This is a genomic window from Mesorhizobium sp. M1A.F.Ca.IN.022.07.1.1 (genome assembly GCF_003997575.1).
GTDB lineage: Bacteria > Pseudomonadota > Alphaproteobacteria > Rhizobiales > Rhizobiaceae > Mesorhizobium.
The window spans coordinates 13514-34476 of sequence record NZ_RZST01000001.1 but is presented as its reverse complement, the minus strand read 5'-3'; the positions used below and the strand labels follow the sequence as shown (position 1 = coordinate 34476).

17 protein-coding genes and 4 pseudogenes are annotated in these 20963 nt (G+C 59.7%); 13 read left to right on the top strand and 8 right to left on the bottom strand.

Annotation, left to right across the window (positions count from 1 at the left end):
* Positions 1–93: 93 nt before the first annotated feature.
* A complete protein-coding gene (locus tag EOA75_RS00160; RefSeq protein WP_029354740.1) occupies positions 94–375 on the bottom strand; it encodes a hypothetical protein in 282 nt (93 codons plus the stop codon).
* An 83-nt stretch (positions 376–458) separates the two neighbouring features.
* Between EOA75_RS00160 and EOA75_RS00155 the strand changes: the two genes are divergently transcribed.
* The 8 genes and pseudogenes from EOA75_RS00155 (at position 459) to EOA75_RS00125 (ending at position 7938) form a co-directional block, all read left to right on the top strand.
* The gene (locus tag EOA75_RS00155; protein ID WP_164747221.1) at positions 459–2324 is read left to right on the top strand and encodes an N-6 DNA methylase; all 1866 of its coding nucleotides are present in this window, start codon (positions 459–461) and stop codon (positions 2322–2324) included.
* A complete protein-coding gene (locus tag EOA75_RS33810; protein WP_164747220.1) occupies positions 2237–3454 on the top strand; it encodes a hypothetical protein in 1218 nt (405 codons plus the stop codon). Before EOA75_RS00155 ends, EOA75_RS33810 begins: the two co-directional genes overlap by 88 nt.
* Positions 3455–3642: 188 nt before the next feature.
* Positions 3643–3957: pseudogene (locus EOA75_RS00150) on the top strand (hypothetical protein); the annotation flags it as partial.
* A gap of 56 nt (positions 3958–4013) precedes the next feature.
* Positions 4014–4511, top strand: a pseudogene (locus EOA75_RS00145) (IS110 family transposase); the annotation flags it as partial.
* A gap of 156 nt (positions 4512–4667) precedes the next feature.
* Entirely contained in the window at positions 4668–5048 is a 381-nt protein-coding gene (locus EOA75_RS00140; RefSeq protein WP_236473639.1) for a hypothetical protein, read from the top strand.
* Entirely contained in the window at positions 4993–5736 is a 744-nt protein-coding gene (locus EOA75_RS00135) for a hypothetical protein (RefSeq protein WP_164747219.1), read from the top strand. Before EOA75_RS00140 ends, EOA75_RS00135 begins: the two co-directional genes overlap by 56 nt.
* A 307-nt stretch (positions 5737–6043) precedes the next feature.
* A protein-coding gene (locus tag EOA75_RS00130) for an IS5 family transposase (RefSeq protein WP_236370666.1) occupies positions 6044–6810 on the top strand; the annotation gives its coding sequence in 2 pieces (ribosomal slippage) (positions 6044–6377 and positions 6377–6810; 768 coding nt in all).
* A 93-nt stretch (positions 6811–6903) separates the two neighbouring features.
* A complete protein-coding gene (locus EOA75_RS00125; protein ID WP_029354722.1) occupies positions 6904–7938 on the top strand; it encodes an IS110 family transposase in 1035 nt (344 codons plus the stop codon).
* 687 nt (positions 7939–8625) lie between these two features.
* On the opposite strand, the gene EOA75_RS00120 is transcribed toward EOA75_RS00125, so the two are convergent.
* Positions 8626–9330, bottom strand: coding sequence for a hypothetical protein (locus EOA75_RS00120; protein ID WP_091597890.1), 705 nt, complete (start codon positions 9328–9330; stop codon positions 8626–8628).
* A 212-nt stretch (positions 9331–9542) separates the two neighbouring features.
* On the opposite strand from EOA75_RS00120, the gene EOA75_RS00115 reads away from it, so the two are divergent.
* From EOA75_RS00115 to EOA75_RS00095, 5 genes are all read left to right on the top strand, one after another.
* Positions 9543–10040: a hypothetical protein gene (locus tag EOA75_RS00115; RefSeq protein WP_051695310.1), complete on the top strand. Its 498-nt coding sequence runs from the start codon at positions 9543–9545 to the stop codon at positions 10038–10040.
* A 35-nt stretch (positions 10041–10075) separates the two neighbouring features.
* Positions 10076–11839: a hypothetical protein gene (locus EOA75_RS00110; protein ID WP_127323336.1), complete on the top strand. Its 1764-nt coding sequence runs from the start codon at positions 10076–10078 to the stop codon at positions 11837–11839.
* Positions 11806–12054, top strand: a complete 249-nt coding sequence (locus tag EOA75_RS00105; RefSeq protein WP_051695306.1) for a hypothetical protein — start codon at positions 11806–11808, stop codon at positions 12052–12054. The genes EOA75_RS00110 and EOA75_RS00105 overlap by 34 nt, the downstream gene beginning before the upstream one ends.
* A 367-nt stretch (positions 12055–12421) precedes the next feature.
* Entirely contained in the window at positions 12422–14584 is a 2163-nt protein-coding gene (locus EOA75_RS00100; RefSeq protein ID WP_095521222.1) for a prolyl oligopeptidase family serine peptidase, read from the top strand.
* Between the two features lie 38 nt (positions 14585–14622).
* Entirely contained in the window at positions 14623–15321 is a 699-nt protein-coding gene (locus EOA75_RS00095; protein ID WP_127323348.1) for an OmpW family protein, read from the top strand.
* A 708-nt stretch (positions 15322–16029) separates the two neighbouring features.
* On the opposite strand, the pseudogene EOA75_RS00080 reads toward EOA75_RS00095, so the two are convergent.
* The 6 genes and pseudogenes from EOA75_RS00080 to EOA75_RS00060 all read right to left on the bottom strand — a co-directional run.
* A pseudogene (locus EOA75_RS00080) lies at positions 16030–16215 on the bottom strand (IS630 family transposase); the annotation flags it as partial.
* A 68-nt stretch (positions 16216–16283) separates the two neighbouring features.
* Positions 16284–16518, bottom strand: a pseudogene (locus EOA75_RS00075) (aldehyde dehydrogenase family protein); the annotation flags it as partial.
* Positions 16519–16641: 123 nt separating this feature from the next.
* Positions 16642–16785 (bottom strand): hypothetical protein, encoded by a 144-nt coding sequence (locus EOA75_RS34730; protein WP_236473637.1) that lies wholly within the window; start codon positions 16783–16785, stop codon positions 16642–16644.
* 41 nt (positions 16786–16826) lie between these two features.
* Positions 16827–17264, bottom strand: coding sequence for an aminotransferase class III-fold pyridoxal phosphate-dependent enzyme (locus tag EOA75_RS00070; protein ID WP_245466517.1), 438 nt, complete (start codon positions 17262–17264; stop codon positions 16827–16829).
* A 222-nt stretch (positions 17265–17486) separates the two neighbouring features.
* Positions 17487–19469, bottom strand: a complete 1983-nt coding sequence (locus EOA75_RS00065; protein WP_127323335.1) for an argininosuccinate synthase-related protein — start codon at positions 19467–19469, stop codon at positions 17487–17489.
* Positions 19466–20383 (bottom strand): DMT family transporter, encoded by a 918-nt coding sequence (locus EOA75_RS00060; RefSeq protein ID WP_236473635.1) that lies wholly within the window; start codon positions 20381–20383, stop codon positions 19466–19468. The genes EOA75_RS00065 and EOA75_RS00060 overlap by 4 nt, the downstream gene beginning before the upstream one ends.
* Between the last annotated feature and the right edge of the window lie 580 nt (positions 20384–20963).

The following is a 20963-nucleotide window of genomic DNA, read 5'->3' as shown; positions in this document are numbered from 1 at the left end:
GAGCCCAGCGGCCCATTTCAGGCAAAGCTTGCGTAGTAACTTTGCGCCTCATTTTGGCTCTGGTCGACTTCCAAGCACTTGACAAACTACTGGTCAATTCGTCGATCCAGCGGAGCGGAGGTCGGAAGAGAACCGCGTCGCGTGGAGCCGGTCCATCTCTGTGTCGAACCGGTGCCACAGAAGAACGCCCTCCTCACCGAGCATTTCGCTGTCGCGTTGGAAGCGGTTCTCCTCGTGCACGGCGTCCAGCGGATCGCGCCAAGGGAAGATTGCCGTGGCTTCGAGCTTGGCCAGTGTCGTTTCCAGACGCGATCGGATCGCTACCCGCTCTGATTGCGATAGCGTGTTGCGTTCGGCGTCGTCTTGCGCGAACAAGTCTGCTTGAGCGAATCTCATGGTGGCAACTTATGCTCTCGCGCATGCGGCGGCAACGGTACAGCCTCAAGCGGGAGGGGAAAGTGGCAAACAGTTGGCGCGGAGATCGTCTGCCCGACATCGTCCGATCGATGGCTTCCCGGCCACGACACGAGGCGTTGCGGGGCCTGATCACGGAACTGCTGCGAGAAGGCTTCGGCGCCGCGTTCAGCGAGTTAGAGCACGAGCGCTACCTTGTCGACAACAGTGGGCGGATCGACGTGGCGTGGGGCGCCACCGTGATCGAGCTGAAGAGCGATCTACGGCGCGAAGAGCGTGATGTCGTCGCCCGTATGCCCGACTATCTGGCCGATGCAAGCCGCGGCAGCGCACCTGGCCGTACCACCGTCGGTCTTGCCACCGACGGCGCGACGCTGCTCGCTTACACGCTGGATCTCGGCAGGCTCACGAGCATCGGCCGCTATGACGTCGACGTCGACCACCCCGAACGGTTGCTGACCTGGCTCGAGCCGCTGCTCTCGCCCGTTCCCGAGGTGATGCCGACACCGATCGCTGTCGCGCTCGCGTTCGGTCGATACAGCCTTGCCTTCGGCCGCGCGCACGCGCAACTGCAGCGCCTGTGGTCCGAGGTCGGCGACCATCCCGAAGTGCGGTTGAAGCGGAACCTGTGGGATGGGTTGCTGCGCCAGGTATACGGCGATGACGTGGGCAGTGATGCGCTGTTCCTCCAACACACCTACCTGACTATCCTCGTGAAGGCGATCGCGGCGCGCGTCCTCGATCTGGAAATTGGCGATCCGGCGGAGATGCTGTCGGGCCGGTTGCTGGCGAATGAGGGTATTGTCGGCGCCGTCGAGGCTGACTTCTTCGACTGGCCCCTACTCGCAACGGGCGGCGATGACCTGGTGCGTTCGCTTGCCGCCGAAACGATTCGTTTTCGCCTGCGCGATGTCAAGGTCGACGTGCTCAAGAGTCTCTACGAGAGCCTGATCGACCCCGACGAGCGCCACGACCTCGGTGAATACTACACCCCCGACTGGTTGGCCGCGCGGGTGGTCACGGCGGCTATTCCTCGCCCGCTGGAACAGCGGGTGCTCGATCCGTCCTGTGGCTCTGGGACCTTTCTGTTCCATGCGCTTCGCCGCCTGATCGAAGCCGGTCGGCAGGCTGGGGTGCCACCAGCCGAGATCGTCGAGACTTGTGCCGATCGCGTGTTCGGGATCGACGTGCACCCTGTCGCGGTCGCGCTCGCGCGCGTCACGTGGCTGCTGGCACTCGGCGATTTGGTACAGGATCGGCCGCCCACGCTCAGCGTGCCGGTTTATATGGGCGACTCGATGCAGTGGAACCTGCGACCGCTGGGCGCATCGGCCGAAGTGCTGGTCGACGTGCCGCCCAACGATCCGCCCCTGCGCATCCCCGCCGGCTTGGCGAGCGACCAACATCTGTTCGAGCGTGCGCTCGACGAGCTCAACCGCGGGCTCGACACGCTCGCCGAGCCGGAGGCCATTCGCCATGCCATCGCTCTCGCCGGCGCGACCACCGAGGACGCGGCCATGCTCGGCCAAACGTTCGCGCAGCTCAAGGAACTCTATCTTGACGGCCGCAACCACATCTGGACTTTCATTCTGCGCAACTTGCTGCGCCCAGTGTGGCTGTCGCATCCCGATCACCGGGCTGACGTCCTGATCGGCAATCCGCCCTGGATCGTTTATCGCCACCTGAGCGCGGACATGAAGGACCGGCTGCGCGAGGCGCTGCGGAGCTACAATCTCTGGGTCGGTGCAGTCTGGCCACACAACAGGACATGTGTGCGCTGTTTTGGGCGCGCGGCGCGGAACGCTACCTGCGCGACGGCGGCGTGCTGGCGCTCGTTCTGCCCTATGCCGCGCTCAACGCTCCCGTGTTCGCCGGAATGCGCGACGGGGGCATGGAGCGCGTGCGGGTAGCGATCATCGGCGGTTGGGGTCTGGAGCGGGTGTGGCCGATCTTCGGTGCGCAATCCGGCAGCAGCACGACGAGCACCTGTGTGCTGTTCGGTGAGCGTGACCGTGCCGGGCCGCCGCCGGCGGAATTCGATCGCTGGGTAGGTGTGCTTCCACGGCGTGATGCCAGCGAGGCCGAGGCGGCCGAGGTGCTCGCGCATATGCGCGCGGCTTGGCCAAGGCCGAGAACGCTACTTGCTGCATCTCCATATCGGACACGCTTCCGTAATGGTGCAAGCCTCTTTCCAAGGCGCTTTGTTCTCGTGGAGTATGCCGCAGCCGGACGCCTGCAAAGCCGCCGCGATGCGCCGCGCCTGCGCGGCCGTGTTGGTAGTCTCGACAAGCGGCCGTGGACCGGCGTCGAGCCTCCCGAGGGCCCGGTCGAACGCATATTCGTGCGTCGAATTGCGCTGGGAGAGTCCGTCGCACCTTATCGGGTCCTCGACCTCGTGACGGGCGTGGTTCCGATGGAGAGCGGTGCAATCCTCACGGCGGCAAGCGCTGACGCACGAGGCCATCGTGGCCTTGCGGCGTGGTTGCGCGATGCCGAAACGAAGTGGAACGAGCATAGCAACAAGGGGGTAGACGGCGCGCCTCGTATGACGCTGACGCGGTCGCTAAACCACCTTCAAAAACTGGTGGCGCAGGCGGCGAGATCGCCGATTCGAGTTCTCTACACCAAAGCTGGAACGCGATTGAGCGCGTGCTGGCTAGAGGACGACGATGTGATTATCGACCACAAGGCCTATTGGTCGGCCGCCAACTCACTCGAAGAAGCCGCGTACGTTGCTGCCGTCCTGAACACGAGTATTGTGCTTGATCGCGTAAAGGACCTTCAGCCAGTCGGACAGCGAGATCCGCGTGACTTCGACAATCTCGTCTGGACGCTGCCTATCCCTGAATTCGACGCTTCCGAGGCACTGCACGTGGACCTTGCCGCGGCGGCGCTGCACGCTGCCGGAATCGCCGCCCGCATCGAACTACCCGACAGCGCGCACTTCACCGCCAAGCGGCGGGCGATCCGGCAAACACTAGTCGACGACGGCGTAGCGGAAACGATCGAACGCCTTGTCGACGCGCTACTTCCACCTTGACACCCGCACTAGAGAAGGTCCGCTATCGGAACCAATCCGCCCGTCCCCTGCCGTCCGCTCCCGGGCCTTATGCTGCCCCTTAGCCTGACGAATTGCAGAGTGCCGTTAAACCAAGTCATATAATTCGTGTCCACTTGCTATGCATTCAAATGTTAATATATTGTGCGTATGAGAGGTCGTAATTTGTCATAACCTACGCACAGCTCGCACACTCCAAGGCGGTCTCAGGCTTTGTCGATAGCCTTCAGGAGCCGCGCACGCCTTATATCTCGCCGAAGCGCCTGTCGCAGGCGCTGGGCGTGAAGGTGGCCAATCTGGCACAGTTGACCGGGGTTCATCGCAACACGCTCCGCAATCCCTCATCGGAACGCCTGCAGGGCCGGATGCGCGAGATGGTACAAGTGATCTCGGCCGCGACGGAGCTCACCGGCGACGTCGACAAGGCGATCTACTGGTATCGCAACGAACCGATCGCCGACTATGGCCACCACACGGCTGCCGATAGGGTGCTACAGGGCTGAGCATGCTCGTCGCGTTGGTTGAGGACGAGGGGCACGACCTCATTCCCCCGCTTGCCCGATCGGCCCTACAGCAATTGCGTGAGGTGCACGAGAAGGTCGGTGAGCTGGACCGACAGATTCACATCTGGCATCGTTCGCACGAGTTGAGCCGTCGCCTCGAAACGATCCCCGGCATCGGTCCGATCACCGCCAGCGCAATCGTTGCGACCGTGACAGATGCTTCCCTGTTCAAATCCGGCCGGCAACTCGCGGCTTGGCTTGGCCTGGTGCCGCGACAGAACTCATCCGGAGGAAAGGATCGGCTCGGGCGGATCAGCAAGCAAGGCGATCCCTACATCCGTCGCCTTCTTGTTGTGGGAGCCCATGCCGTGCTTCGCTTCTGTCGTAAGGGCAAAGCGGCACCCACTCGCTGGGCTGCCGAGCTTCTGGCGAAAAAGCCGTACAACGTCGTTGCGGTGGCCTTGGCAAACAAGATGGCCCGGATCGTCTGGGCGCTGATGACTACGGGCAAGCGCTTCGCGGATTCACCGGCGTAGTGACGTAGTCGCAGAGGATGCACAGAGGTTGGTGAGGTGCTGATGGTGTGATGACCGACGGTCGAACCGGGATCGGAAAAACCCGCTCAGTGGGTGCCGCTCAAAAAGCGCGTTGACCTGTCTGGGATCCGATCCGCGGACTTCAAGGCCAGCGGCATGAACAGGCCGCACTCAAAGGCCGAATACATGCCTGCACCCGACCAACCTGTCATCAATGTCAGAAAGCCCTTGCCACGCGGAGGCTGTCCATACATGCACTGTCTTCTCGGATCCGAGACCGGAAAGGCCGCGCTCGGCGATCTCGATCTTGGCGCCGACTGCGTGCGGCACGCACGAATGTTTTTCGACCGTCCCGACTATGACCTCGCCTCAGCAGTCCCGGGCAGCTTCGCGATCGCGCCCGCTCCAAAGATGGTGGACGCGCTCACGCGCGACTATGCCAATACGGCGGCCATGATCTTCGGCACTCCGCCGAGTTTCGATGACATTCTGGAATCAGCACGGCAGATTGAGCAGGACATCAACACCCATTCCTAGTCGCCTGGCCACGTCGCCGGGGCATCATCAAGGCGGTGTCGAGCAAATGGTCTGCTACTTCAAACCCGAGGGCATCGAAAAACATCACGCTGGCCGAGAGGACATGCATTGGCAGTTCGCTGAACTGCGGGATCGCTTTCTTGGTCGTAAGTATCAAACCGAGCGTGGCCACGAGTTCGAAATCACCGAGAGGGACACGGTCTTCGACGCGACGCTGACTATCCAGGCAGCATTGGCAGCCGCACAGCAGGCTGCGGAGGACGAGGATTTATTAGGCGAAGGCACCGCCGACGTGCCCCCTGTAGAGTCGCCTGACTGGCTTCTAACCAGAGAAGAAGTAGCCATTCTCCAAGAGGCCGGCGTCGAACTGGAAGATGAGTACGCGCGCAACCTCGAGCGCTTAATGGAGGGTCCTGCACAGTCTCCGTTTCGTCTCCCAACGCACCAAAAAGGCAACTGCGCAGAGCAAGCCTTCTATCCATCAATCTCCCTTTTCAAAATCATCATATCTCTGACCAACACTGCGATATTTTTCGCGGCGGAAGGAGCCAGGCACAGTCATTTCATGCGCAACAGCATTTCTCAGTTTCTCAGCTCGCCGGAACACGTCGGCGGCCGATGTCGCGCTCCGGGGGAGCTCTATTCCTTTTCGAACAATATCAGATTTGTCGCAGAACTGAGTGAATAGGATCTCGTCCACAAATCCATCATCACTCTTCGCATCGGCGATCACTTGAGAAATCTTCTTTCTTCTTTCGGCGCTAAGCTTCTCCAGCCAGCGGCCCGGCGTTTCGAAGCGTCTCCCTATCGCATCCGCCATGGACATCTCGAATGCTGTCACGAGAGCAAAGAGCGCTGCTCGCACTGGCAATTTCTGCATGCTGAAATGCTGACGAGACCTTCGATCTGGCGTGAGGAAACAACTAGGGTCAGGACCCATTAAATTGTTGAGTTGAAGGAGCGATGATGATTCAAGGTGGCTGGAGGTGGCCACCATGGGTGATTTGTTACTGCTGTCGCCGACGCAGATGCGGCGGATCGAGCCATTCTTTCCACGCTCGCACGGGGTACCTCGGGTCGATGACCGACGGGTGCTGAGCGGGATTCTGTTCGTGATCCGTAACGGGCTGCGCTGGCGGGATGTGCCGGCCGCCTATGGTCCGCACAAGACGATCTACAACCGGTTCATTCGCTGGAGCCGGCTGGGTGTGTTCAACCGCATTCTGGCCGAACTCTCGGCCCGGGGCGGCGGCACAGACAAGCTGATGATCGATGCCACCCATCTCAAGGCGCATCGCACGGCAGCCAGCCTGCTCAAAAAGGGGCTCTACCCCGATGTATCGGACGGACCAGAGGCGGTCTGACCACCAAGCTGCAGGTGGTTTGCGACGACCAGGGACGTCCGTTGCTGCTGCACCTGAGCGAAGGCCAGGCCAACGATCACAGAACCGCCGCTGCCGTGCTCGACGAACTGCCACCTGCCCGCCATCTGCTGGCCGATCGGGCCTACAGTTCCACTGGCTTCCGCGAGGCGCTCATCGGCAAGGGCATCACACCCTGCATCCCGCCTCATGCCAAGCACCGTGTCCAGCACAGCTATGATCCGCTGCTCTACAGGCAGCGCCACAGGATCGAGAACATGTTCGCCCGCCTCAAGGACTGGCGACGCATCCACACTCGATACGACCGATGCGCGCACACATTCTTGTCAGCAATCGCCTTCGCTGCAGCGTTCATCTTCTGGATCAATGAGATGCTGTAACGGGGCCTGCGTCGTGCGCTGCCCGTTACCGATTGCATGCTGACCGGTTGCCGCCGACGCTCCCGTATCTGATTCTGACAGGAGGATTACGGGATGAAACTGTTCATTGGGTTGGATGTCTCACTCGCCAAGACTGCGGTCTGCATTGTCAGCGAGCACGGCAAGATCGTGAAGGAGGCTGAGGTCGGCAGCGATCCCGCGGCGCTGACGCAATTCGCGCTGGAGCAACAGGGCGAAATTGCGATGATCGGGATGGAAGCCGGGCCGTTGTCGCAATGGCTGCACCGGGGGCTGACCGAAGCCGGCCTGGAAGTGGTTCTGATGGATACCCGGCAAGTGAAGGGTGCTCTGAAAGCCATGCCGATCAAGACAGACCGGCGCGATGCTGAAGGTATTGCCCGGCTGCTACATTTGGGCTGGTTCCGGCCAGTCCATTGCAAGTCGGTGTCTGCCCAGGAGATCCGCGCACTCCTCGGGGCGCGCAAATCCATCCAGCAGGGCGTGATCGCTCTGGAAATGTCCTTGCGCGGGTTATTGCGGAACTTCGGCTTGAAAGTCGGCGCAATCTCCAAAGGACGGTTTGATGCTCGCATTCAGGAACTGGTTGCCAGCAACACTACGCTGGTGGCGGCAACCGAGCCGATGCTTCGCGCCCGTGCCACCCTCCGCCATGAACTGGCGCGACTGGAGCGGCATGTGCGCAGCCTAGCACAGGACGACCCGACCTGCCGCTTGCTGATGACCATGCCGGCCGTTGGCGCGGTGGTCGCATTGACCTTCAAGTCGGCCGTGGATGATCCGGCTCGGTTCTCGTCGTCGAAGAAAGTCGGCCCGTGGGTCGGCCTCCCCCCTTCACGGCAGCAGTCCGGCGAGCGCGACGTGACAGGCGGTATCACCAAAGCCGGTGACGCCCATTTACGCCGCGCCTTATGCCAGGCCGCAACCGTCATGATGAACCGGGGCCGTGGGTCGTGGTTGCGGACATGGGCCTCGCGGGTCGCGAAACGGCGCGGCACCAAGCGGGCCATGGTGGCCTTGGCGCGTCGGATCGGTGTGATCCTGCATCGGATGTGGCTGGACGGAAGAAACTTCCGCTGGGAAGGAGCGCCAGAGCCGATCCATGCATGAGCTAATCTCCGTGTTGATGTCTGCCTGAGCGCAGACCTGCGAGGTCCCCGACCCGGGACGTGGTCCCGATGACGCCGCGGTCTGGACTGATGCCGCCCCGCCGGGCGAGCACGCCAATGAGATGGGCGCATCGGAACCATATTGGACAAGCATCATGTTGGCGGCCGCCGCGCCGACCACGGACCGAAGCATGAACCCGGGCAGAACCTCATACGGCAGGAAAGCAGGCGATATAGCACAACCAAAATGCAATCACGCTCTCCGCGCACCCGGATGGGCGATCCCTTCTTGCATCAAATTTGCCTTGACGAGGACGGCCCCGTTACCGAAGTCCTGACCCTAGCCGACACGGCCTTTGGTCGGCGTCTCGGATGAAGTCTAGAAATGCTTGCGTCGGCTCCAACCAACGTCTCTTCTGGAGCGGAAACACGCTCAGAGATTTTTCCACTCGGCGGTGTCGCGTCGAAGAAGCGTTCTGCAAAGAATAGTCCCCCGAAACCACCGTCATGAACCACAGGGACATAGCTGTGACGATTGATATTTCGCGTAGTTAGATCGGAAACCGACTCGCAAGTCATAAGATGAGCTCTAGGTGTCATTATCATTCCAACCGTAAGGCCTGCCTGTACGTGCCAATTTCCGCACTTACGTCGGCGAGTTCTTGATAATCGTTTTTCCGCACGAAACTTAAGCTCCCATGGGAGAAGGCGAGGAAATCAATGCACGGGTAGCAACAACGAGCCTGTCTCTCGAGTAATTGTAGAAGCGAGAATCAATTCTGAGTTTCACGTTTGAAGGACGATTCCCAGTGCAGCGTCTGGACCCGGAGGCGTCTAGGAATCCAACAGCAGCATTCAACCAGAACCGAAATTCACCCACGTCGAAATGCGCAATGTTCGAGCGTATGGTCTCAGCGGCATGCTTTTCATGGACCCGCGCCAGCTTGCAGATTGTCATTGCCAGCATGATTGGCTGGTCGTTAGCCCGCTCCCACAGGAAGTCGTCGTCTAGAAATGATGCTTCGTCAGCATCCGAAAACTCGAATCCACGAATGTCCCGTACCTCGGCAAGATTTTCATAGGTATGACTGTGGAAATCACCGATGAGCGTCAAGTGTGGTGCCCATCGATCCATCAGTTCGCTCTTCAGGCGGACAGCCTGATCGTTGGGCTTCACGCTGTTCCGTGATCGCTTGGCTGAAATGCTGAGACTCATAAGATCGACATGGAAATGGGTCGTTCCTTTCGAGTCCTCGCGACTGAAGCCCCAAAGATACCCCAGCGTTTCCAGCTTTGTTCGGCGCGGACGACCATCTCCGAGAACATAGGCTTCCAGTGTGGCAAGCGTAATAGTGTGACGAGCTGCATCAGAAAGGGAAATGGTGAACTTCATCGTGCGTTACCTGAAGGTGCCTCCGATTCGTTTCCGATCAACGGCCAGCCACGATCCTCACTGGGGCTTCGCTGGTCCAAATCGCGATATATCCGACCTAGTCGGCCCGAATCCTGACCTTGATCAGGATCTCGCACGCGAAGTCCTGACCAAGAAGCAATCGCTGGTACGTCGGGGGCTTTATCGTTCCCGCCTACGACGGTGTTGCGCCTGTGATACCTGACGGCGAGGAAACCATCGAAGAAACCGCCGACGACCTTCTCGCCAGTGAGACGCTGGACTCCGCTGTCGAGGAGGAGGTCGATGAGAAGGATTCGACTGACCAACCACCGCGGGACAGGTTTCTTCCGTCGTCGATAGGGTTGACGGTGGTTCTTCCGGAAACGGTGAGTCAAGTCACGCTGCGCGCAACATGGGGGAACTATAAGACGGAGCCCCCATTGCCCGATGCGCTCCTCATTCCCGAAGTGTCGGGAAAGGGCAAGCCAAAGCCAGAAAAGCCCGAGAACCTCCGTTGGGTTCGGGTTTCCGGCGAAGCCGCGATCGTCCTCGACGTCACTCGGAACCAGTCCGGGATCCCGCTGCCGGAAAGCGCTGCGCCTCACAGGCCGGGCGGCGGCATCGAAGTCGCCGTTCACACCGTGTGCTCCGTTAAAAGACTCCGGAAGGGGCTGAAGAGCGTCTGCGCGTCATCACCGTCTTCTTGGTAAACCGTCGACGGAGCACAAAGGCTCCGTACAAGGACGTGGCCTACGCGTTCCAGACCCGGATCGAGCTCGAATGTGCGGATGGATTTTATCCGCGCAGCGACCTGTCCACCTACCAGTCCGATGATTTCGAACTTAGGCTGGGCGATCTCCATTATCGCGATGTCCGCGAATATGCCGTTGGTCACAACACATCTGCCGGCTGGCAAGAACGGCGTGACGCGACGAACGATCCGCTCCCCGTGACGCGTGTTTGGACCGATTTCCTTCCGCAGCAGGAGGTGGAGCGTGTCGTCCCGGCAAGGAGCGATGGCGTCGAGTTCGGCATGGAGGCTCTCGCTCGGGCTGCCGTTTCCGGAGCCGAAGCGGTCAGTGCAGCCTTGGATTCACTGCCTGAACTTTACGCCGAGTGGCGGCGGGGTCAGGAAGGAATGATGACAGGGCTTGCGCCGAGACGGCTAAAGACGGGCCAGGCGCTTCTGGAAAAAGTTGACACCGCCGGCAGCAGGATTCGCGATGGGATAGATCTCCTTAAGCGTGATACGGTGGCGCGTGAAGCATTCGGCCTGATGAATACGGCGATGGCGATGGCCAACCGCCGGCGCGAGGCAGTGATCCAGAAGAAGCTGCCGGGCGATGTAGACCCGCCAACATGGCGGCCGTTCCAGCTAGCCTTCGTCCTCCTCAATCTCGTTGGCGTGACCGACCGAAACAGTGGTGAGCGTGAGATCGTCGACCTGCTTTTTTTCCGACCGGCGGCGGCAAGAGCGTATCTTGGACTTGCCGCCTATGCGATTGTGCTGAGGCGGCTCCGCGGATCTGGCGTGCTGGGTGCGGGCATCAGCGTCATCATGCGCTACACGTTACGCCTGCTCACGCCGCTGGTCTCGTCTGCGCGCTCGAATTCCTGCGGACCCATGATGACAATGGCCGGAAGACGCTTGGCGAATGGCCGATCGAGATTGGACTCTGGGTGGGCGGCGCAGCCTCACCGAACAATCCAGCCGCGAAATTCTTCCGACAAGGACGCCGCGACGACCTGGCTGAAGCGGTACCAGAGCAGACCTAAGACGAAATCCCCGGTGCCACTGAAGGCATGTCCGTGGTGTGGTGAGCCCTTCAAGCCAGAGAGCTTCCACTTCACGCCCAACAGGACGGCTCCGCAGAATCTAGTGCTCAAATGCGAGAACGCCGAATGCGACTTCACGCGGGATCGACACCTGCCGGTGCTCGTGGTGGACGAGCCAATTTACCGCCGTCTTCCCGCATTTCTCATCGCCACGGTGGACAAATTTGCCTCCCTTCCATGGATTGGCAAGAGCGGCGCATTCTTTGGACACGTAGACCGGTATGATCCGGACAAGGGGTTCTTCGGCGCGTATGGGCCAGGCGAAGGTCGCCCCTTCGGAAACGGGCATCGGCTCGATCCGCCGGATCTTGTCATCCAGGACGAACTGCACCTGATCTCTGGCCCGCTTGGAACGGTGGCCGCACTCTACGAAACAGCGATCGACCTGCTGTCGTCGCGGCCGGGTCTTCATGGACTCATTCGTCCAAAATCGTCGCTTCGACCGCGACCGTCCGAAGGGCGGAGAAACAGATCGCAGCCTTGTTCGATCGTTCGGAGACGGCCGTATTTCCGCCACCCGGCATCCACCGTACCGACAGCTTCTTCGCCAGGACTGTGCCATCGACACGAGAGCCAGCCCGCCTCTACATCGGTGTGGCGAGTCAGGATCGCGGGCCTAAACTCCTCTTTCTTCGGAGCATGCAGACCCTGCTGGCAGGCGCGCAGGCACTGACTTCCAGCCCGACGCAAGAAGGGGAAGATCCCGCCGATCCGTATCTGACAGTGCTCACGTATTTCAATGCGCTTCGCGAGCTTTGGGTGGCGCTCGTCGCATCTCCTCAGAACTCCGCTGCTTCCAGCTGGCGGCTGAAACCCACAGGCGCAGCCAGCTTGGTCGCTAACCGCATCGATCGCCTCATGGTGTCTGCCATGAATCCGTGTTCGTGAAGCGCTCCAGAGCGAAGATGTTGGGCGTCAACCAAGTTCACCAATGAGCTTCACTGCTCGAGTTCTGCACGGTGTCACCGACTGGCGCCGGAGGTTGATCCGGTGATTAGGAGGAGCACTCGTTGTCGGATTCTCGACGATGTCGGACATGTGACACAACGCTTCCAGAGCGATCGCATTGTTCCGAAACGATTTTCCCAGTTGGCACGACGGTTGCGATCCTATGCGCAAAAGCCCTGCGATGCCGCACCGACTGGAAGAACTCATCAATGATCACGCTTTTCGAACATGTGGGCGCCGCTACCAACACTGAGCGTTCCCGAGCCGACGGAAGCCTCTATCCCTTCTTTCTGAAGGCTGTCCGGACATGAACGCATTTGATGTCCGTCCAACGCTGGATGCTCCCGACGACGATCCCTATCTCTGGCTTGAAGATGTAGAGGGCGAGCGGGCACTTGCCTGGGCCGCCGGCCAGTCGGCAAAGACCCTGAAGCACTTCGGTGGAACGCAGTTCGAGCGCGACCGGGCGGCTCTGACAGCCATTTTCGACAATTGCGACAACCTTCCCCTGATCGCGCGCCGTGGTCAGTACCTCTACAATTATTGGCGAGATGCCGGAAATCCACGCGGACTGTGGCGCCGGACCACCCTTGCCGCCTACATGAAGGCGGATCCCCAATGGGAGCTACTGCTCGATCTAGATGCTCTCGCGGCTAGCGACGGAGAGGATTGGATCTGGGACGGCGCGTCCGTCGAGCCGGAGAGACGGGAAAGAGCCGTTCTGCGCCTGTCGCGCGGCGGCAGCGACGCGGTCGTGCATCGCGAATTCGACCTGATCTCTCTGAGCTTTGTCGCCGACGGTTTCAATCTCCCCGAGGCCAAAGGCTACGTTAGTTGGCTGGACCCTGACGCGCTTCTGCTTTCCAGTGCGCTTGGTAATGGCATGGCCACCCGCTCCGGCTATGCGCGCACCGTGCGACTGTGGAAGCGTGACGCGGATCCCCTCACCACGCCGGTAATCTTCGAGGCCGGGTTCGAGAGCCTCAAGGTGTCTGGTCATTCGGACCGCACCGGCCGCAGCGAGCGCCTTTGGTTCATCGAGAAGCCGGCCTTCTTCGAGAAGATCAGCTGGATCGGCGACAGGAGCGGGCCGAGGAGGCAGATCGATCTTCCTCGTGACGCGTCGTGGCGGGTCTTCGGCGACTGGCTGGCGGTAAGGCCGCGCAAGCCGTGGACGGTGGGAGGCACCACCCATCCCGCCGACGCGCTGATCGTCATCTCGCTTTGCTCTTTCCTCGCCGGCGGACGCCGTTTTGAGACCCTGTTTCAACCAGGGGAAAGGCGCTCTCTGCAGTCATTCTTCTGGAATGACGGGAAGCTCATTATCTCTTACCTCGTCAATCTCGTACCGCGTTTCGAGATGTTCACTCCCGGCCACCAGGAATGGACGCGCCGAGTCCTGGACACCCTGCCGGCCGAAGGGACTGTCCACGTCTGGTCATTCGATGCGGCAGTTCACGAGACCAATGGAGAGGTCCTGGTCTGTGCTCAGGATCCGATCACGCCGCCGCAGCTCTTGCTATTCGATCTCAATGCCGCGCCGTCTCTCAGCGCTTCAGCAATCCTGAAGCGCAGCCCGGAGAATTTCGATGCATCCGGACTGGTGGTCACGCGCCACGAGGCAGTCTCTATCGATCATGAGCTGATCCCCTACACGCAGGTTGGTCCGGCGAACGGGAACGGAGATGCTCCGGTTCACCTTTCCGCTTATGGCGGGTTCGGCACATCACTCCTGCCCTACTACAACTCCCCGCTGGGCAAGCTGTGGCTCGAGCGCGGCGGCACGTGTGTGGAGGCGAACATCCGCGGCGGCGGCGAGTTCGGCACCCGCTGGCACGATGCCGGGCGCAGGGAGGGCAAGCGTCTCGCCCATGACGATTTCGCCGCCGTTGCCGCCGACCTCGTGCGAAGGGGCGTCACCCTGCCGAGGCGGATTGCCGCTGAGGGCGGCTCAAATGGCGGCCTGCTGATCGCAAACATGCTGACCCGCTATCCTGAGCATTTCGGGGCTCTGTTCTGCACAGTTCCGCTTATCGACATGCGTCGCTACACCAAGCTCTTGGCGGGCGCGAGCTGGATCGACGAATATGGCGATCCGGACAAGGCTCACGATTGGGCTTTCCTAAAGGAAATCTCCGCCTATCACGCCGCGGCGCCGGGACAGCCCTATCCGCCTATCCTGATCGCCACCACGAAACGCGACGACCGCGTCCATCCGGGCCATGCGCGCAAGATGGCCGCAAAACTGCAGGCTCTTGGCTATCCCGCTTACTTCTACGGGGCCAGCGCAGGCGGGCACGGCTACGGCAAGGACAATCGGGAGCAAGCCGCATTCATCAGTCTAGGCACCAATTTTCTCCGCAGCGTAATCGGCTTCAACGATCACCTTCCGGAGATGGCGGTACGCGTTGCAACGCAAGAGGAGCATTTGAGCTCCATCAACAATTCATTCGAGCAGGAGACGAAATAGTGCAGTGCATCCTTTCTGAACATCAAGGAGTGAATATCATGGCGAGAACGCGAATGGGCGTAGCGCGGGCAATAGCAGCGGCGGTGGCCCTAATCATGGTGGGACAGCAGGCCGTCGCCGCGGAGCCTGCGCAAGCAGAGACTGTCCTGGCGGAGACGGGAGCCTCGGTCACCGAAGCGCCAAGCCCTTGGCAGGTCCGCCTGCGAGGGTTGGGCGTCGTTACGAAAGATCTGGGCTACGTTGATACGCTTCCCGGCTCCGGTCTTTCCTATTCGGACACGGTGACGCCGGAACTCGATATCTCGTATTTCTTTAACGACAACATCGCCGCCGAACTCATACTCGGTACCACCTATGCCAACATCGCGGGCCAAGGGACGATCGGTGGGTTGGGCAACATCGGCAAAGTTTGGCTGCTGCCGCCTACGTTCACGTTGCAGTACCATTTTACCGATCTCGGCGCGTTCAAGCCTTATGTCGGCGCCGGCGTGAACTACACGATCTTCTATAACCAGGACACCGGCAGCGCTGACGCTCTCAAGGTGAAGAACACGTTCGGCACGGCGCTGCAAGTCGGATTCGACTACATGGTGGACCAGCACTGGGGCCTCAACTTCGACGTGAAGAAGCTTTTCCTGAAGCCGGACTTCGACGTCACGGTGGCCGGCGCAAAGCTGACGGGGAAGGCGGAGCTCGATCCCTGGCTGATAGGCGCAGGTGTCACCTACCGCTTTTGAATATCAAGTGAAGTCCGCTTCCCAACTGCCGGTTTAAAATGAAGGGCGCCTCGCGCGCCCTTTTTTACGGTCGACACTGCAGGGCGAGACCTCATGAAGCCATTGTCGAGAGGGCGGGGCTCTCTTCCGGCGGACCAAGAAGGTGCATTGGCCAACCGGCCTCGCGCCTGAGATCGAGTGCTTAGAAGCGCTTTGGATCGGGACGGGCTTTGGTATTGTGGGTGGAATGCTTCGGCCAAATCCTTTGCGGCATCGTCTCCCGGACGTCATGTGTGAGCTTCTTTGTCAGCGCAAGGCGAACACGGATCTCCTAGCAGGCCGTTGAAGAAGTGTCCCGTTTGGCCTTGAGGATTGCCTCGTCGCCGTTGTGATAACGAAGGTGATCTCGATGGAGCCGTCGTCGAGCAGTTCAGCATGGCCGTCGCCTGTGACCTCGTCCATTTCGTTGAATCCGACCCATGTGAAGAAGACCGTCGACGGGCCGTAGCCGAGTTCGAGGGTTAGATGAGCCAAACGCCAGTGGGGCGTCCTGGGGACGACGCGCGCGAGATTCTGGTCGTGGTGGCCAGCCCAATACAAAAACCGAAGAAATGTCCGGATGTGAGAAGTTGCTGCGGTGCGGGTACCGGAGGTCGCCGAGAGTGACAGCCGATGTTCGACAGCGGCAAGGACATGCTCAGCCGTCAACGCGCCGAGGTCTTGGCCGGAGCGCCAGACGTCGGTCTTCGACTTGCCGATGCGGCGCATGACCTCGCCGGTGCCGACGCCGTCGGCGGGCAAAAGCACGATCTCGGCGCGCCAGACATGCTTTTGCGGGGCGTTGCGATCCCTGATCAGCGCCGTCAGACGGACGCGATCGGCCGACGAAACGGTGAACGATCTTCCTGTGCGCATGCGCCAGACTCGCACGCGCAGGCCAGAAAGGGAATCTCTGATTGGACTCCTATGTCAGGCGGGAACCACTAGAGGCCGAGACCGCCGATGCAGACATGTTTGGTGTCGAGATAATCCACGATGCCCTGGAGGCCGCCTTCCTTGCCGAGGCCCGATTCCTTGACGCCGCGGAACGGCACCTCCGGCGTGGTGATCAGGCCTTCATTGACGCCGGTACTTCAGTCCTTCCATCACGCGGAAGGCGCGACCGAGATCGCCGGTGTAGAAGTAGGCCGCGAGGCCGAACTCGGTGTCGTTGGCGAGCGGCGTGCCCGACCTGAGACATGGGTGACGTTTTGTACCGGACACGGATGAAGTGCACCCCTCGGGTGAGCGTTTGCTCGATAATATCCACTGAAGTGAAGCAGTCGGTCTTAATGCTGGAACTCATGCCACCCGACCGACCCGGGAATTCGCAGCAGCGGCGCCGTCGAGTGCAGAACGAATGCCGTCAACCAAGGCGTCGATCTCGCTTTCGGTGATTACATAGGGCGGACAGATTGCAAGCACGTCTCCCATATTGCGGATCATGACGCCGTGCTCGCGGCACCGCCGCTCGACATCGCCGATCCTCAGCTCGGGCGCGAAGACGCGACGGGCGCACGATCCTCGACGATCTGAACCCCCGCGATGAAGCCGCGGCCGCGGGCTTCACCGACAAGCGGATGGTCGCCGAGCGCGTCCGCGAGGGCTCCATGCAAGTGATCGCCGAGACGACGCGCCTGGGTCACGAAATCGATCTCGCGGTAGATCTTGATCGCCTCGGCGGCGACGGCCGCTATCACCGGATGACCGGAGTAGGTGAAACCGTGACCGAACACGCCGACCTTGTGGGCCTCGTCAGCGACGCATTGATAAATCTTGTCGGAGATAATGACGCCGCCAATGGGCAGGTGACCGGATGAAAGCCCCTTGGCGATCGAGAGCATGTCCGGTTCCATGCCAAATGTCTGGCTACCAAACCAGTTCCCGGTGCCTCCGAAGCCGCAGACCACCTCGTCGGACAGCATGAGGATAATTTCTCACTTTCTTGCGAAGATCGGGGGTGACCACGGTCATTCGTATTACGCGAGATCCGCGAGGCCAAAAACCATCATACCAGAGGAGGCGAAACTGCTATCTAGGTGTTTAGATGCAAGAAATTAATCCTGCATTGTTCCCGCACCAGGAACACCCGAGAGGATACCAAGCCGTATTGAACCTTGTTGAAAATGCTCTCGGCGCGCTGGGCGTTATAATTTCTCGAAGGCGATCACAAGGACGTCGCGATAAGCGTACGGCATTTTCAGGTTTTCGGCCACAATCGACGATACATCGTGAAAGGTTTCGCGGTCGTTGCAGATCACAAAATCATTCGGGGAGTTCATTTCGACCTCGCCGAGGAACTCCTTTGAGGCGTCGGTGATCATGCTCATGCCGCCGGTGACGTTGACCCGCCCAATCATATAGCAAGCAATGAAGTCCACCCCGTCCTGGTGAAGGCCCTCGGGTGCCGGTTTGCCGTTTACACCATCGCGCGCGACAATCCGGTAGGGATGGATCTTGATATTCCAACGATCATGTCGGGCGGCTTCACATAGAATTCTGCAGAAACCTGTCAGAATCTTTTCTAAGACGGGATGGTCTATAAAGGAGTTTTCAAGGGGCTCGAAGTGGCGCTTGAAGCCGCCATTCAGATGATTGACACTTTTTGATTGTTCGTAGGGGGCGTGGGGTAGGAGCCTAAAGATTCTGTCAGTTGCGTCATATTCAAAAGCGCTATAGCGCCGGTAACGATATGTTCCGCCGTCACGCATGTATTCATCGAGAAGAAGTCGATTCCAATGGTCAGCAAAGTTCTTCCAGGCTGCATCAATTTCGATGCCAAAGCAGGCTGCGGCGCGCTCGCCTTTTGAAAACCACCATCCATTTGTCACCAGACCGTCAGTGCATTGTTGACTGAGGTTGGCCGGCGCCTGGGGTGCGTTGTTTTCCACGGGTGTCTCCCTTTTGGCGACTTGGCGAGGACGGAACGCTTTGGACGACGCTATGTGGGTTGCGGCTTGGTATTCCCAAAGGTGGCGGTCCCTAATGTATCTCGGCGTCCTGGCTCGGATCGACCGAGGTAAAAAGCGTGTGTGATCGACTATGTAGCTGACGCTCCCGCTAACGCCCTCGAGGGCGGATGCAATGGCCCGTTCGCACATCTGGTGAATAGTACTGCCCCATGCACCTGAAACCGCCTCTTGGGACCAGGCTTGCTCAAGCCCTTGCTTCAAAACGATTGATGCCACGTCAAGAGAAGCGGTTTCGAGGTGACGCAGCGCGTCGAAGATAATGGCCGCCGCAGGGGCCTCGCGGACTTCGAGAACCTTTTGGCCGGTTGTGATGTGTTCAAGCCCGACAAAGCGGCCGTGCCCGAATTTGCCGACCGTGTTATTCAGGAACGGGATTGCGTCGACCAATGCAACATCACGGTCATCAATTGACACGAGACTTCCGTCTGCAAACCCGAGTTTGATCTCTACCGGCTGCTCTGCGGGAATGTTGCGCGTCCAAGCAAATGCCTCCTCGGGGATGGAAAAGTTCTCGGGATCTTCCAAAGGCCCCGACTCGAACTCCCGACACCAGAGGTTTTCGTCCGCGCTCCACGTACGGTCCGCCACAAAAGTCGCTCCACACTTGGACAGGTCGGAGGTCTTCTGTTGTCGGGATATCACAGAGCATTCATACGGACTGCCGAAGTTGCCGGAAAATCCTGAGCGCTTAATGCTATTGTTAAGGCGCGGAAGACTGTTTTGAGAAAGGTTTGCTGTATGAAGAACCAGCCGTGAGCCGATTGACCTTGCATGATTAACAACCAAAGATGCGATTATGGGACGGCTCAACGAACTGCTCAACGGATAGATGCCAAGGTACTTGGCGTGGGCTCGAATGGCTGATTTCACGCCTTGTTCGACAAAGGCATCCCGCCCTTCGAGGCAGACAAAGCGCGCGCCGAACATGGCTGCCGTCCGTTCCAACAAAGGCTGATCGATGCGCGTTCCGACATCCGCTGCGACAGCTTCAATGTTCGCAAAGCCAAGGCTTTGCAGCTTGTAGAGAAGATAGGTGCTGTCGAGACCGCCGCTGAACATGGTTGCAACTGGTGCGGTTCGGTCCGGAAAAGCCTCCAGATCTTCAAAACTCGAAATGCCGCCGATGGCGGGTTTGGTGGAAGCCAAGATGGGGTTCATTTGGATGTCCTGCTCTCAAACCAGATGCCAGCAAACGTCCCAGCGAGGACGAGGCCTGCGCCTATCAAGCTCGGTACTGTCAAAGGCTCATTCAGAAGAAGGTGCGCTAGAACGAAACCAAAAAAAGGTTCTGTTCCCATCAAGAAGCCAACCCGTGTCGGTGTGGATTTTCTCACTGCGGCATTTTGAATGTAGAATGCAGCGAGGGTGCAGAAGAGTGCAAGGAAGGCAACAGCGCCCCAAAACTGAAGGGTGGCCCTCACAACAAGGCCTGAAATTCCGAACTGAGCGACGGCCAAAACGAAAGTAAGTGTTGCCACCGTCGATCCCTGGATGGCCGTCAGGGCTGCAGATGAAATCTGCCGGCCGGCCAGAAGGCGTTTGGTGGAAACGACCATAACCGCTCGCAGAATCGCGGCCCCCAAGACAAGCGCGTCACCCGGGCTGAACCTGCTGATCCCGCCAGTGAGAATGCCGACACCGATGCACGCTATGGCAGCACTTGCCAAAATGCCCGTAGGTGGAAGTCGCCGTGATAGCCCATAGTCGATGATCGGCGTGAAAATCACACAAAGCGATATGATCAAGGCCGTGTTCATTGCGCTTGTCGATGCAACGCCGTAAGTTTCAGCAATAAAGATGCAAAAAAGTATTGTTCCCAATGCGAAGCCGCGGATGAAATCGCCCCAGGAGACCAATGCGATCTCATGTCTTGCAGCCACTGCCGTAATGATCGTAGTAATCAGGAAGCGATAAAGAACAAGTATCGAAACCGGCGCGTAGAACAGTGCGCCTTTCCCGACCGGATAGCTCGCCCCCCAAACGAATGCGACTCCCAGCAAGGCTAGATCCACCGAGAAAGATGGCGTCCGTGTTTTCCTGACAGGTATTGGAGAACTTTCGAAAACGTCCACCTTCAAAGTTTCCTTTGTGTTAGCCATCCACCCTGCTGCGAGGGTCAAACAGATCAGGTCGTTCAGCCTCTTGGGCGATCCGTGCCGCGGCGTACTTGTTTTTGGCAACGCAAGTGCCGTGCCGATTCGGAAAACCATTGCTAGACAACAACCTGGTCGCCTTGATAGTTCGGCGGTTCATGTCCATAGTTGTCAGAATGCCGACAATGACTTCAACTGCAGGGATCCTACCGGCAGGGCCTCAAGGCGAACACGCGGCTCCTAGATGCCGACAAGATGGCTGGTTCAGCCATGCTGCGACAGTTGCCTGTTTTTTTCAGTTCCTTTGCTGTTCGTGCGCTAACCGCAACGCTCCATACTAGTCTCGCGTGCCTGTCCCCGTGGGGTGGGCGGCAGAAAGCGATTAGGCCCGCTGAAAGAGGCGAACCGCATCCGAAGGACCGTAACCAAGAGAAGGACCTGAAGCGAGAGCGAAGGTTGCGGGAGGCCGCGGCGGGCCTAAAAGGCAATGCCGACCGCCCCAGGAAAGGCTGACAAAAACCGCAGCGGCCGACTGTCCAATAGGGTGCGCCGCGCCAGG